The 12,478-nt window shown below is 67.1% G+C and carries 15 protein-coding genes and 4 tRNA genes; 2 read left to right on the top strand and 17 right to left on the bottom strand.

Annotated elements, in window-relative coordinates:
- Nucleotide 1: 1 nt before the first annotated feature.
- The 15 genes from ACM26Y_RS17995 to ACM26Y_RS18065 form a co-directional block, all read right to left on the bottom strand.
- Complete coding sequence (locus ACM26Y_RS17995; RefSeq protein ID WP_003937623.1) at nt 2-802, bottom strand: MlaE family ABC transporter permease; 801 nt, start codon at nt 800-802, stop codon at nt 2-4.
- A gap of 8 nt (nt 803-810) precedes the next feature.
- The gene (locus ACM26Y_RS18000; RefSeq protein ID WP_289381913.1) at nt 811-1,911 is read right to left on the bottom strand and encodes an ABC transporter ATP-binding protein; all 1,101 of its coding nucleotides are present in this window, start codon (nt 1,909-1,911) and stop codon (nt 811-813) included.
- Between the two features lie 317 nt (nt 1,912-2,228).
- Nucleotides 2,229-2,615 carry a 50S ribosomal protein L7/L12 gene (rplL, locus tag ACM26Y_RS18005; RefSeq protein ID WP_003937621.1) on the bottom strand — a complete coding sequence of 129 codons (387 nt, stop codon included), beginning with the start codon at nt 2,613-2,615 and terminating at the stop codon, nt 2,229-2,231.
- A gap of 105 nt (nt 2,616-2,720) precedes the next feature.
- A complete protein-coding gene (rplJ, locus tag ACM26Y_RS18010) occupies nt 2,721-3,254 on the bottom strand; it encodes a 50S ribosomal protein L10 (protein WP_003937620.1) in 534 nt (177 codons plus the stop codon).
- Between the two features lie 373 nt (nt 3,255-3,627).
- A complete protein-coding gene (rplA, locus tag ACM26Y_RS18015) occupies nt 3,628-4,341 on the bottom strand; it encodes a 50S ribosomal protein L1 (RefSeq protein WP_003937619.1) in 714 nt (237 codons plus the stop codon).
- Nucleotides 4,342-4,464: 123 nt separating this feature from the next.
- Nucleotides 4,465-4,899: a 50S ribosomal protein L11 gene (gene rplK / locus ACM26Y_RS18020; RefSeq protein ID WP_003937618.1), complete on the bottom strand. Its 435-nt coding sequence runs from the start codon at nt 4,897-4,899 to the stop codon at nt 4,465-4,467.
- 70 nt (nt 4,900-4,969) lie between these two features.
- Nucleotides 4,970-5,812: a transcription termination/antitermination protein NusG gene (nusG, locus tag ACM26Y_RS18025; protein WP_416061508.1), complete on the bottom strand. Its 843-nt coding sequence runs from the start codon at nt 5,810-5,812 to the stop codon at nt 4,970-4,972.
- A 46-nt stretch (nt 5,813-5,858) separates the two neighbouring features.
- Nucleotides 5,859-6,281, bottom strand: coding sequence for a preprotein translocase subunit SecE (secE, locus tag ACM26Y_RS18030; protein ID WP_416061509.1), 423 nt, complete (start codon nt 6,279-6,281; stop codon nt 5,859-5,861).
- 32 nt (nt 6,282-6,313) lie between these two features.
- Nucleotides 6,314-6,386, bottom strand: a tRNA-Trp gene (locus ACM26Y_RS18035).
- Between the two features lie 173 nt (nt 6,387-6,559).
- Nucleotides 6,560-6,985, bottom strand: a complete 426-nt coding sequence (gene hadB, locus ACM26Y_RS18040; protein WP_003937615.1) for a (3R)-hydroxyacyl-ACP dehydratase subunit HadB — start codon at nt 6,983-6,985, stop codon at nt 6,560-6,562.
- A complete protein-coding gene (gene hadA, locus ACM26Y_RS18045) occupies nt 6,972-7,547 on the bottom strand; it encodes a (3R)-hydroxyacyl-ACP dehydratase subunit HadA (RefSeq protein WP_003937614.1) in 576 nt (191 codons plus the stop codon). The genes hadB and hadA overlap by 14 nt, the downstream gene beginning before the upstream one ends.
- 87 nt (nt 7,548-7,634) lie before the next feature.
- On the bottom strand, nt 7,635-7,802 hold the full coding sequence (gene rpmG / locus ACM26Y_RS18050) for a 50S ribosomal protein L33 (RefSeq protein ID WP_003937613.1): 168 nt from the start codon (nt 7,800-7,802) through the stop codon (nt 7,635-7,637).
- A 58-nt stretch (nt 7,803-7,860) separates the two neighbouring features.
- Nucleotides 7,861-7,936 (bottom strand) — tRNA-Met (locus tag ACM26Y_RS18055).
- A gap of 43 nt (nt 7,937-7,979) precedes the next feature.
- Nucleotides 7,980-8,052 (bottom strand) — tRNA-Thr (locus tag ACM26Y_RS18060).
- 235 nt (nt 8,053-8,287) lie between these two features.
- Nucleotides 8,288-8,370, bottom strand: a tRNA-Tyr gene (locus tag ACM26Y_RS18065).
- Nucleotides 8,371-8,517: 147 nt separating this feature from the next.
- Between ACM26Y_RS18065 and ACM26Y_RS18070 the strand changes: the two genes are divergently transcribed.
- On the top strand, nt 8,518-9,009 hold the full coding sequence (locus tag ACM26Y_RS18070; protein WP_003937612.1) for a YajQ family cyclic di-GMP-binding protein: 492 nt from the start codon (nt 8,518-8,520) through the stop codon (nt 9,007-9,009).
- Between the two features lie 46 nt (nt 9,010-9,055).
- On the opposite strand, the gene htpX is transcribed toward ACM26Y_RS18070, so the two are convergent.
- Both htpX and ACM26Y_RS18080 read right to left on the bottom strand, forming a co-directional pair.
- Nucleotides 9,056-9,916, bottom strand: a complete 861-nt coding sequence (gene htpX, locus ACM26Y_RS18075; protein ID WP_003937611.1) for a zinc metalloprotease HtpX — start codon at nt 9,914-9,916, stop codon at nt 9,056-9,058.
- A 104-nt stretch (nt 9,917-10,020) separates the two neighbouring features.
- Complete coding sequence (locus ACM26Y_RS18080; protein ID WP_003937610.1) at nt 10,021-11,067, bottom strand: polyprenyl synthetase family protein; 1,047 nt, start codon at nt 11,065-11,067, stop codon at nt 10,021-10,023.
- Nucleotides 11,068-11,204: 137 nt separating this feature from the next.
- Here ACM26Y_RS18080 and ACM26Y_RS18085 point away from each other — a divergent pair, with 137 nt between their 5' ends.
- On the top strand, nt 11,205-12,476 hold the full coding sequence (locus tag ACM26Y_RS18085; RefSeq protein WP_416061510.1) for a geranylgeranyl reductase family protein: 1,272 nt from the start codon (nt 11,205-11,207) through the stop codon (nt 12,474-12,476).
- Nucleotides 12,477-12,478: the final 2 nt, after the last annotated feature.

Below are 12,478 nucleotides of genomic sequence, written 5' to 3' on the forward strand. Positions count from 1 at the left end.
GTCAGGATCCCTTCGCCGGAACGATCTGCAGGTACACCATCGTCAGGATCAGGTTCGCGAAGAACAAAAGCAGGAAGGTGATGACGACGGTCTGGTTGACGGCCTCACCGACCCCCTTCGGCCCGGCACCGGGGTGCAGGCCCTTGTAGGCCGCGACGACGCCGGCGATGACACCGAAGATCGCCGCCTTGATCTCGGCCACGTAGAGGTCGGGCAGCTGGGCCAGGGCCGAGAAGGAGGCCAGGTAGGCGCCCGGAGTTCCGCCCTGCAGGATCACATTGAAGAAGTAGCCGCCGGCGATGCCGACCACGGACACCAGTCCGTTGAGCAGCAGCGCGACGAGAACCATCGCGAGCACGCGCGGGACCACGAGGCGCTGCACGGGGTTGATGCCGAGCACCTCCATCGCGTCGATCTCCTCGCGGATCGTGCGCGACCCGAGGTCGGCGGTGACCGCGGAGCCGGCCGCACCGGCGATCAGCAGCGCGGTCACGATCGGACTGCCCTGCTGGATCACCGCCAGGACGCTGGCGGCACCGGTGAACGACTCCGCGCCGAGCTGCTTGATCAGCGACCCGGTCTGCAGCGAGACGACGGCGCCGAACGGAATCGCCACGAGGGCAGTGGGCAGGATCGTCACGCTCGCGATGAACCACGCCTGCTCGATGAACTCGCGGAACTGGAACGGCCGGCGGAACATGTTGCGCACGACGTCGACGAACAACTCGACGATGTTTCCGGCCTGGGTGAGTGCACCGTGTATCGGACGCACGAACGAGCTGGTGCCCGAACCGACCCCCATGTGTTCTCCTAGCTGGTGTGGTGGCGGGCGGACTCGTCGTACCCGTCAGCGGGGTACGCCGGAATGACCTGTGTGTCGTCGTCGCGGTAGGAATGGTCCTGATACGCCGGTGCGGCGTGCGATCCGTTGTTCTCCTCGAAGGACTCGAGGATGGCATGCTGGGCGGGCTCGGGCAGGGTGTGGAGGATGTGCCGCACCCGGTCCTGCCGGCGGCGCACCGCCTGACGCTCGGGCATCCCCGGGGTGGCCTTCATCTGCGGGACGATGCCCTCGATGTCGTCCACGCCACCGGCGTGGTGCCCGGCCTCGACGAGCGCCTGTTCCTGCGCCATCGTGGCCTCGTCCTTCTCCTCCGACATCCCGATCGGGCCGATCATCGTGCCGTTGAGGAACTGCTTGACCACCGGCTCGTCGCTGGTGAGCAGCACCTCACGCGGACCGAACATCACCAGCTCGCGGCGGAACAGCATGCCGATGTTGTCCGGCACCGTCCGCGCCAGGTTGATGTTGTGCGAGACGATCAGGATCGTCGCGTCGATCTCGGCGTTGATGTCGATCAGCGTCTGGGAGATGTAGGTGGTGCGCACGGGGTCCAGACCCGAGTCCGGCTCGTCGACCAGGATGATCTGCGGATCCAGCACCAGGGCGCGCGCCAGTCCCGCACGCTTGCGCATGCCGCCGGAGATCTCGCCCGGCAGCTTGTCCTCGGCGCCGAGCAGACCGACGAGCTCGAGCTTGTCCATCACGATCTTGCGGATGTCGGATTCGGACTTCTTGGTGTGCTCCCGCAGCGGGAACGCCACGTTGTCGTAGAGGTTCATCGACCCGAACAGCGCGCCGTCCTGGAACAGCACCCCGAACAGCTTGCGGATCTCGTAGAGCTCCTTGCTCGAGCACTGCAGGATGTCGGTGCCGTCGATGACGATCGAGCCCTGCTCCGGCCGCAGCAGACCGATCAGCGACTTGAGGAACACCGACTTGCCCGTGCCGGACGGGCCCAGCAGGGCACTCACCTCGCCTGCCGGGAGGGTCAACGTCACGTCCTGCCAGATCCGCTGAGACCCGAAGGACTTCGTCAAGCCCTCGACAGCTACTTCGACTCCCACCATTACCTCCGCACGGCTCGATGCTGTTCCCCACTGTGGATTGCGTCACTGTAGCGCATCGAAGTGTTACCTGTGACACGGGATCCTACTAGCGAGTAAGAACACAGGTCAACTCGGGCATAACACCCGTCGATCAGGGTGATGACCTGCGTCTTTGCCGTCCCCGTGCGGCATCGACTCAACCTATCGCGGATGGAATCCGCGTGCCTGCCGAACCGGTCACGAATAGGCGAAAAGGCCGCTGCCCACGGACGTGAATCCGTGGGCAGCGGCCTTGCCGAATCGCTCGACCGGGATGCGGTCGGGCAGCCTCGTACGTCTTACTTGACGGTGACCTTGGCGCCGGCCTCTTCGAGCTTCGCCTTGGCGGCGTCGGCAGCGTCCTTGGCGACCTTCTCCAGGATCGGCTTCGGAGCACCCTCGACGAGGTCCTTGGCCTCCTTCAGGCCGAGGCCCGAGACGATCTCGCGGACGACCTTGATGACCTGGATCTTCTTGTCGCCGGCACCCTCGAGGATGACGTCGAACTCGTCCTGCTCGGACTCGGCCTCGGCGGCGGCGGCCGGGGCACCGGCAGCAGCGACGGCGACCGGAGCGGCAGCGGTGACCTCGAAGGTCTCCTCGAAGGCCTTCACGAACTCCGAGAGCTCGAGGAGGGTCAGTTCCTTGAACGCGTCGAGCAGCTCTTCGGTGGTGAGCTTCGCCATGGTGGCGGTCCTTCCTTGTGGATCCCATGTCGCTGATCCGCGACCGGATGGGATACGCGCCGGGGCGCGCGGGGTGGGTGGGTCAGTGATTCGCGATGGTGCGGATCAGCTTGCGGCAGACTCCTGGTCCGCCTTCTTCTCCTGCAGAGCAGCCGCGAGACGGGCCACCTGCGAGGCAGGAGCGTTGAACAGGCCGGCGGCCTTTGCCAAGTTGCCCTTCATCGCGCCGGCGAGCTTGGCCAACAGCACCTCGCGGGACTCGAGGTCCGCGATCTGGTTGACCTGTTCCACGGACAGCGCAGCGCCGTCCATGTAGCCGCCCTTGATGACGAGCGCCTTGTTGTCCTTCGCGAAGGTCTTCAGGGCCTTCGCAGCGTCGACCGGCTCGCCCTTGATGAACGCAATGGCGGTCGGTCCGACGAACAGGTCGTCAAGGCCCTCGACGCCCGCCTCCGCGGCGGCACGCTTGACCAGGGTGTTCTTGGCGACGGAGTAGGTGGCACCCTCTCCGAGAGCGCGTCGCAGCTGCGTCAGACTGGTCACCGACAGACCACGGAACTCCGTGATCACGGCGGCAGTCGAGTCCTTGAACTGCTCGGTGATCTCCGCAACCGCGGAAACCTTCTCAGGCTTTGCCATACTTCGCCTCCTCTCAGTAACAGTCGTTTTCCCGCTCGGGAAGTTCCACTCGAAATCCGCAAAATGCAAAACGCCCCGGTGCAGGGCACACGGGGCGTACAGAGAGAAGGACGGCATCGCGAGCGATGTCGTATCTCCCCTACCTCGTCCTCCTGCGTGGGCCGCCGGGCAATCCCGGACCTTCAACCGAATCCGCACGCGGACCCGGTGACCAACGGTCTTGGGTAGAACATGATCGGGGTGAAGATCGGCACGCGCCGAACTCCGCAAGCCAGCGTACCGGACGAGGCGCACGGACGCAAAACGGCCGGCACGGAGCAGTTCCGTGCCGGCCGTTCGGTGCGTTGCCTGCGAAGACCGGGTACCGGTCTCCTTACTCGGCGTCCTCGAGGAGGTTCCGGGTGCGCGACGGGTCCACCGGGATGCCCGGGCCGGTGGTGGTCGCGATCGTGACCTTCTTGACGTAACGCCCCTTCGCGGTGGACGGCTTCGCACGCAGGACCTCGTCCAGCGCGGCAGCGTAGTTCTCCACCAGCTTCGCGTCGTCGAACGACGCCTTGCCGATCACGAAGTGCAGGTTCGAGTTCTTGTCGACGCGGAAGTTGATCTTGCCGCCCTTGATGTCCGCGACAGCCTTCGTGACGTCCGGGGTGACCGTGCCCGTCTTCGGGTTCGGCATCAGGCCGCGCGGGCCGAGGACACGCGCGATGCGGCCGACCTTGGCCATCTGGTCCGGGGTCGCGATTGCGGCGTCGAAGTCCAGCCAACCGCCCTGGATCCGCTCGATGAGGTCCTCGGCGCCGACGGCGTCCGCACCGGCGGCCTCGGCCTCGGCGGCCTTCTCGCCCACCGCGAACACGATGACGCGGGCGGTCTTACCGGTGCCGTGCGGCAGGTTGACCGTGCCGCGGACCATCTGGTCCGCCTTGCGGGGGTCCACACCGAGGCGCATGGCGACCTCGACGGTGGCGTCGTAGTTCTTCGACGAGGTCTCCTTCGCGAGCCGAGCGGCCGCGAGGGGGCTGTAGAGCGTCGAGGCGTCGATCTTCTCAGCGGCGGCGAGGTACGCCTTGCTGCGCTTTGCCATTGTTCTGTCCTAACTTGTCACCGGAAGGTGAACGGTTCGGTCGTGGTTGTCGAGCCTGGCCGGCCCTCCCACGGATTACTGCTGCCGGGCACTCGGCCCTGCGGGTTCCGAGCGGCGCTGCGCTCAGCCCTCGACCGTGATGCCCATCGAACGCGCGGTGCCGGCGATGATCTTCGCGGCGGCCTCGACGTCGTTGGCGTTCAGGTCTTCCTGCTTGGTCTTGGCGATCTCGCGCACCTGGTCCATGGTGACCTTGGCGACCTTGGTCTTGTGCGGCTCGCCGGAGCCCTTCTGCACACCCGCGGCCTTCAGCAGCAGCTTGGCAGCCGGCGGGGTCTTGAGCTTGAAGTCGAACGAGCGGTCCTCGTAGACCGTGATCTCGACCGGCACGACGTTGCCGCGCTGCGACTCGGTCGCCGCGTTGTACGCCTTGCAGAACTCCATGATGTTGACGCCGTGCTGACCCAGCGCGGGGCCGACCGGCGGAGCCGGGTTGGCCTGACCTGCCTGGATCTGGAGCTTGATGAGCCCGGCAATCTTCTTCTTCTTCGGGGGCATCTCTATTCCTAGTTTCTTGCTCGGTGTGGTTCTTGCGTACTGCTATCGCAAGTTTGAGTGGGTCGGACCGTCAGATCTTCGACACCTGGTTGAAGGACAGCTCCACCGGGGTCTCGCGACCGAAGATCGACACCAGGACCTTGAGCTTCTGCTGCTCGGCGTTGACCTCGCTGATCGACGCCGGCAGCGTCGCGAACGGCCCGTCCATGACGGTGACGGACTCGCCGACCTCGAAGTCCACCTCGATGGTGGGCTTGGCAGCGGTCGCAGCGCCTTCGGCGGCAGCGGCAGCGGCGGCGGGCTTCTTCTTCGCCTGCTGCGGCAGGAGGAACTTCACGACCTCCTTGATCGTCAGCGGCGACGGGCGCGAGGTGGCACCCACGAATCCGGTGACTCCGGGAGTGTTGCGCACCGCGCCCCACGATTCGTCGTTCAGTTCCATCCGAACCAGGATGTAGCCCGGCAGAACCTTGCGGTTGACCTGCTTGCGCTGGCCGTTCTTGATCTCGGTGACCTCTTCGGTGGGCACCTCGACCTGGAAGATGTACTCCCCGAGGTCCAGGTTCTGCACACGGGTCTCGAGGTTGGCCTTGACCTTGTTCTCGTAACCGGCGTAGGAGTGCACGACGTACCAGTCGCCGGGCTCGAGCCGCAGCTGCTTCTCGAGGGCCTCCGCGGGATCGACTTCCTCCGCCGGGGCCTCCGCGGGCGTCTCGGACTCGTCACCGGCCGTCTCGTCGGTCTCGATGCCCGCCACCGCCGAGCCGTCGGCCGCTTCCACCGCCGACTCGTCGGCCGGCTCTACTGCCGACTCGTCGGCCGGCTCGGCCGTCACGGAGTCGTCGACAAAGACCTCGTCCGAAACGCGCTCTTCGGCCGAGGGCTCGTACGAGTCGTTCTCGGGGGTGCTCACCGGGCACTTTCCTCTCGTCGATCACATTTGCCGGCACGCTGACGCGCTAGCCGAACAACCAGCTGACGCCCTTCACGAACGCCAGATCCAATCCAAAGATGAGCGCGGTCATGACCGCCACGAAGACCACGACGACCGTCGTGTACGTGACCAGCTGCTTGCGATTCGGCCAGATCACCTTGCGCAGTTCGGCGAGGACCTCGCGGAAGAAGCGCCGCAGGCGCTTGAAGATGTTCTCCGTGCCCTGGGCACCGGAGCGAGCAGCGGACTTGGCCGGCTGCGATTCGGCCCGCCGAGCGGGCGCCACCGCGGTCGACGCCGGAGCGGCGGAACGTCGCGGGGACTTCTTGCCGGTGGGGGCAGCGGATGCGGAGGAAGCGCCGGGGGTCGCGTCGGTCGCCGATCCGGCGTCCTCAGGGCTGGAAGTCCCTGCGGTACCGCCGTCGCGCTTACCGCGCTCCTCGCTCACATCGTTCCTCTCGGTCGCTGGCAGTCCGGGGGCAGGGGCGACAGGACTTGAACCTGCAACCTGCGGTTTTGGAGACCGCTGCTCTGCCAATTGAGCTACGCCCCTCTGGTCGATGCCTCCGCCGGAAACCGGCGTCTCGATCGACCCATCTGCGACCACATGACATGCGCGCCACCCCGTGGGCCGTTACGGCCTTCGAGAGCAGCGCGCTGCGCTATGCGATCCCAGAAGTCTTAGTGTACTTCATAGCCCCGGGACAAACCCAATCCGCCGGCCGGTCAGGCCAGACGGACCGTTGCCGTGGCTCGCCCGAAGATCTTACGTCCTTCGGACTTCGCCACGATCGCGACCACTGCTGTCTTGCTGTCCGCGTCCACCGACTTGACCTTGCCGGAGAACTCCACCTCGGCGGCCCGATGGGCCTCGACGTAGACCGGACTGGTGAACCGAACGTTGTACTCGGTCACCGCTCCTGGGTCACCGAGCCAGTCGGTGACGAAACCGGCCGCGATGCCCATGGAGAGCATGCCGTGGCCGACCACGTCGCGCAAGCCGGCGAGCTTGGCGACCTCGTCGCTCCAGTGGATCGGATTGGGATCACCCGACACACCTGCGTAGTTCACGAGGTTGCCACGGGTGAGCGTCACCACCCGTACGGGCAGCTCCTCACCGACCGAGACGTCCTCGAACCTACGGCGCGACATGCATCATCACATCCTTGACTGCGTGGGCGATGTTCTCGTCCACCTCGCCACCGGTGCGGCCCACCAGGGTGGTCCACGTGGTCATCACGACGTTGTCGTGCTGATCGGTGATGATGTTCTTGGTGGTGATGATGTCGCTGCCGGCGGCCTGACGGAAATCGTCGAGGTACACATCGCAGAACAGTCGATCGCCCACCTGGATCGGCCGGTGGAACACCAGCCGCTGGTCCGTCTGCATGATCTGGCTGAGGTCGTATCCGGTGACGACCTCGTCGAACAGCTTGCGCTGGGCGATCATGCCGACGATGGAGATGAAAGTGAGCGGCGCGACGAGGCCGTCGTAGCCGAGGCCCTTCGCCGCTTCCTCGTCGTGATGCGCCGGATTGTTGTCCAGCACGGCGCGCGCGTACTCGCGGACCTTCTCCCGCCCGACCTCGTAGAAGTCCTCGACGCGATAGTGGTGACCGACCATCGAGGCCGCATGTGCCGCTACATCGAACTGGATCCCGGCCTGTTCGGTGCCGTCCACGACCGATTCTTCACTCACGAATGTGCCCGTCATACGCAGAACTCCCGCAACTTCGCCCGGACGCCGGCCGGCGTGGGCGATTGTGCGGGGAGCTCACGCGTCGACGTCGACCCTGTACGACTACTTCGACTCGCGGTGTGCGCGATGAGTGCCGCAGTTGGGGCAGAACTTCTTCAGCTCCAACCGATCGGGGTCGTTACGACGGTTCTTCTTCGTGATGTAGTTGCGGTGCTTGCACACCTCGCAGGCCAGGGTGATCTTCGGCCGAACGTCGGTGGAGGAGGCCACGGGATGCCTTCTTTCGCGTCAATCTGATCAACGACGATCAGGGTGGTTCATTCAACTGTGGTAGCGGTGACCGGACTTGAACCGGCGACGCAACGATTATGAGTCGTTTGCTCTACCAACTGAGCTACACCGCCTCGGTGTCGAGTGTCGCGAACAACGGCGGCACACAATCCAGCGAGCCCCCTGACGGAATCGAACCGTCGACCTTTTCCTTACCATGGAAACGCTCTGCCGACTGAGCTAAGGGGGCGCGACCACCGTGAGCATCTCTGCTCGCTGCGGCCTCCAAAAGATTACACACACTCCTCTGCAGGAACAAAATCGGCAGTTCAGGGGCTGTAAATCCACTTTTCACCCCCTCTCGGCCGAGCGTCCGAAGGTGCTCTCGGCGTGCGCCGGCCGCACACCGGGACCCAGCGACGTCGGCTCCGGAACGACCGCGAACGCAGAACGGCCCCGATCCGTTCGGATCGGGGCCGTTCCGGTGGCAGGTGTAGGATTCGAACCTACGTAGGCGTAAGCCGACGGATTTACAGTCCGCTCCCATTGGCCGCTCGGGCAACCTGCCGGGCGCGATCGGGACCGTGTCCCTGGCGCGTTTGAAACAATACAACGCACACCCCCCTGTAGTGCAAACCGGGTGGACAGCGGCACCGCGCCACCCGATAGCGTCGGGGCGGCAACCCGTACAGAACCGATCCGAAGTGGAGTGCACGTGGCTGATTCGTCGTTCGATGTGGTGAGCAAGGTCGACCGCCAGGAGGTGGACAACGCGCTGAACCAGGCCGCCAAGGAGCTCGGCACCCGTTTCGACTTCCGCAACACCGGGGCGGGCATCGAGTGGAGCGGCGAGGAGTCCATCACCCTGACCGCCGACACGGAGGAACGCGTCAACGCCGCCCTCGAGGTGTTCAAGGAGAAGCTGATCCGGCGCAATCTCTCCCTGAAGTCCTTCGACGCCGGCGAGCCCACCCAGTCCGGCAAGGTCTACAAGATCAGCGGGTCCCTGGTGCAGGGCATCAGCACCGAGAACGCCAAGAAGATCTCCAAGCTGATCCGGGACGAGGGACCCAAGGGCGTCAAGGCGCAGATCCAGGGCGAGGAGCTGCGCGTGACCAGCAAGAAGCGCGACGACCTGCAGGCCGTGATCGCACTGCTCAAGAATGCCGACCTCGACATCGCGCTGCAATTCGTCAACTACCGGTAGGCGGTGATGACCGGTATGCAGTGACGACCGGTTGGCACGGCGGGCGTCAGCCCCCGCGGGCCATGCGCTCGAGCCGGTCGATGCGCTCCGCCATGGGCGGGTGGGTCGAGAACAGTCGGCTCATCCGCTCCCCCGGACGGAACGGGTTCGCGATCATCATGTGCGACTGCGCGGCGATCCGGGGTTCGGGCGGCAGCGGCGCCGCCCGGGTGCCCTGCTCGAGTTTGCGCAGCGCCGAGGCCAGCGCCAGCGGATCGCCGGTGAGTTCGGCGCCGGACTGATCCGCCTGGTACTCGCGGGAACGCGACACCGCGAGCCGGACGACGGTCGCCGCGATCGGCCCGAGCAGCGACACCAGCAACAGGGCCAGCGGATTGGTGCCCTGGTCGCGGTTGCCGAACATGTTCGCGAAGAATGCGAGATTCGCCAGCCCCGAGATCACCGCCGCCATTGCGCCGGCCACCGACGAGATCAGGATGTCCCGGTTGTATACATGCGACAGTTCGTGTCCGAGCACCGCGCGCAGCTCGCGCTCGTTCAGGATCTGCAGGATCCCGGACGTGCAGCACACCGCGGCGTGGCGGGGATTGCGGCCGGTCGCGAACGCGTTGGGTGCGCTGGTCGGGCTGATGTACAGCCGGGGCATCGGCTGATGCGCCGTCGTCGCCAGCTCGCGCACGATCCGGTAGATCACCGGTGCCTGCACCTCGGTGATCGGCTGGGCGTGCATGGCCCGCAACGCCAGTTTGTCGCTGTTGAAGTAGGCGTAGGCGTTCATCCCGACGGCCAGGACGATCGACCCGATCAGGATCGTCGGGTTCCGGAACAGGGCGCCGATGAACACGATGAGGGCGGACATCCCGATGAGGAGCCCCGCCGTCTTCAGCCGGTTCGCATTCCCGTGCACGTCACGCCTCTTCCCGTCGATCTGGCCCGAGCGTTCAACGAAGCGGGGTGGGGCGCGGGTTCCCCGCCGTCACCGGCCGAAACCGCGTCCCGGCGTGCGGCCCCCTACCCCACGCGCGCGATCGTGTAGTCGACGAGCCGGCGCAGCGCTTCGTTCGCCGGTCCCTGCGGCAGCGACGCCAGCTCCGCGCGGGCCTTGTCCGCGTACTCGCCCAGCGTCCGCTTCGCCGCAGCCATTCCCGGCGACCGCGCCAGCAGCTCCAGCGCCTCGGTGACGGCGGCTTCGTCCTCGACCGGTCCGGCGAGCAGTTCGCGCAGCCGATCGGCCTCGGGCCCCGTCTCACGGAAGGCGTACAGCACCGGCAGGGTGTGGACACCCTCGCGCAGGTCCGTTCCCGGCGTCTTGCCGGACTCCGTCGACGCCGACGAGATGTCGATGATGTCGTCGGCGATCTGGAATGCGGTACCGACGGCGTCGCCGAGCCGTTCCAGATGCGCGATCTGGTCCTGGTCGGCGCCGGAGAACGTCCCGCCGAAGCGTCCGCTCGTCGCAATCAGCGAGCCGGTCTTCTCCCACACGACCTTCAGGTAGTGCTCGACCGGGTCCCGATCCTTCCCGCTGCCGATGGTCTCGCGCATCTGCCCGGTCACGAGTTCGGCGAACGTCTCGGCGATGGTCCGTACCGCAGCGGGACCGAGCGTCGACACCAGCCGCGACGCGTGCGCGAACAGGAAGTCCCCGGCGAGGATGGCGACGCTGTTGCTCCACCGCGCGTTCGCGCTGGGTGCGCCCCGGCGCATGGTGGCCTCGTCCATCACGTCGTCGTGGTACAGCGTGGCCAGGTGCACGAGTTCGACCGCGGTCGCCGCCGTCACCACCGCCGGATCGTTCGGCTTCGGGCCGAGCTGGGCGGTGAGGAGGGTGAACAGCGGACGGAACCGCTTGCCGCCGGCCTTGGCGAGATGCAGTGCGACCTCGGTCAGGAAGTCCTCGCCGTCGGACAGCTCCGAGATCAGCACTTCCTCGACTCGGGCGAGACCGTCCCGGACGGCGCCCGCCAGGACCGGATCGCCGAGGTCCACCCCGGCCACCACCGTGTCCGACGTCGCGCCGGACGGACCGGCGGACTGCGCCGCCCCTTCAGTGCTCACGATGAGGTACCCATCCTGTTCTGTCGACCCGGCTACCGCTGTCCGCTGTCGAATCGGCTCCACGGTAGTGAACCTAGCCGCTCCGCCGGCCGGCTACCTCCCCGAGGCACCGAAGCCGTACCTGGAAGGATGGAGCCGTGGTGGCAGAACACGCTGGGTCCGAACCGCGGCCCGACCTTCCGGATCTCCCCGACCGTACCGACGTGCTCGTCGTCGGCGCAGGTCCTGCCGGGTCGGCCGCTGCCGCTTGGGCGGCCCGCGACGGACGCGACGTGCTGCTCGTCGACGCCGCGACCTTCCCGCGGGACAAGACGTGCGGCGACGGCCTGACCCCGCGGGCGGTAGCCGAGCTCGACCGCCTCGGCCTCGGCGACTGGGTGCGCACGCGCACCGTCAACCGGGGCCTGCGGCTGGAAGGCTTCGGTCGCAGCCTCGAGCTTCCGTGGCCGTCGGGTTCCTTCCCGGCGCAGGGCAGCGCCGTGCCGCGCACCGAGCTCGACGACCGGATCCGCCGAGTCGCCGTCGAGTCGGGTGCCGCAGCGGCCGAGGGAACCAAGGCCGTCGCCGTCGAGCGCGAAGGGGCGCGGGTGACCGCGGTGACCTTCGCGACCGCGCGCGGGCCGCGCACCGTCGGATGCGAACGGCTCGTCGTGGCGGACGGGGTCCGTTCTCCGCTGGGCAAGCTACTCGGCCGGCAGTGGCACCGCGACACCGCGTACGGGGTCGCGGCCCGCGCCTACGCCACCTCCCCCCGCAGCGACGACCCGTGGATCACGTCGCACCTCGAGCTGCGCGACGACGCGGGCACGCTGCACCCGGGCTACGGCTGGGTGTTCCCCCTCGGCACCGGGGAGGTCAACATCGGCGTGGGCACGCTCGCCACCTCCAAGCGGCCGGCCGCCGGGTCGCTGCGCCCGCTGATCGAGCTGTATGCGTCGCGACGGCGCGGGGAGTGGGGACTCGGCGAGACCACCCGGGTGGCGTCGGCGCTGCTGCCGATGGGCGGTGCCGTGTCCGGTGTGGCGGGCCCGAACTGGGCCCTGATCGGCGACGCCGCGGCGTGTGTGAATCCGCTCAACGGCGAGGGCATCGACTACGGCCTCGAGGGCGGGCGGCTCCTTGCCGGCGTCCTGGAGGCGGACGACCTCACGCAGCTGTGGCCGGCCCTGCTGCGCGAACGCTACGGCCGGGCGTTCTCCGTGGCCCGGCGGCTTGCCGGGCTGCTGACGTTGCCGAGGTTCCTGCCGGCCACCGGACCCGTGGGGATGAGTTCGACGTCGCTGATGACGGTGGCCGTCCGGGTCATGGGCAACCTCGTCACCGAGCGCGACGAGGATGTCGTCGCACGGGCGTGGCGGGCCGGGGGCGGCGCGTCGCTGCGCTGGGACCGCCGACCGCTCTTCGCCTGACC

This window comes from Rhodococcus indonesiensis (assembly GCF_047782815.1).
In the GTDB taxonomy this organism is placed as follows: domain Bacteria; phylum Actinomycetota; class Actinomycetes; order Mycobacteriales; family Mycobacteriaceae; genus Rhodococcus; species Rhodococcus indonesiensis.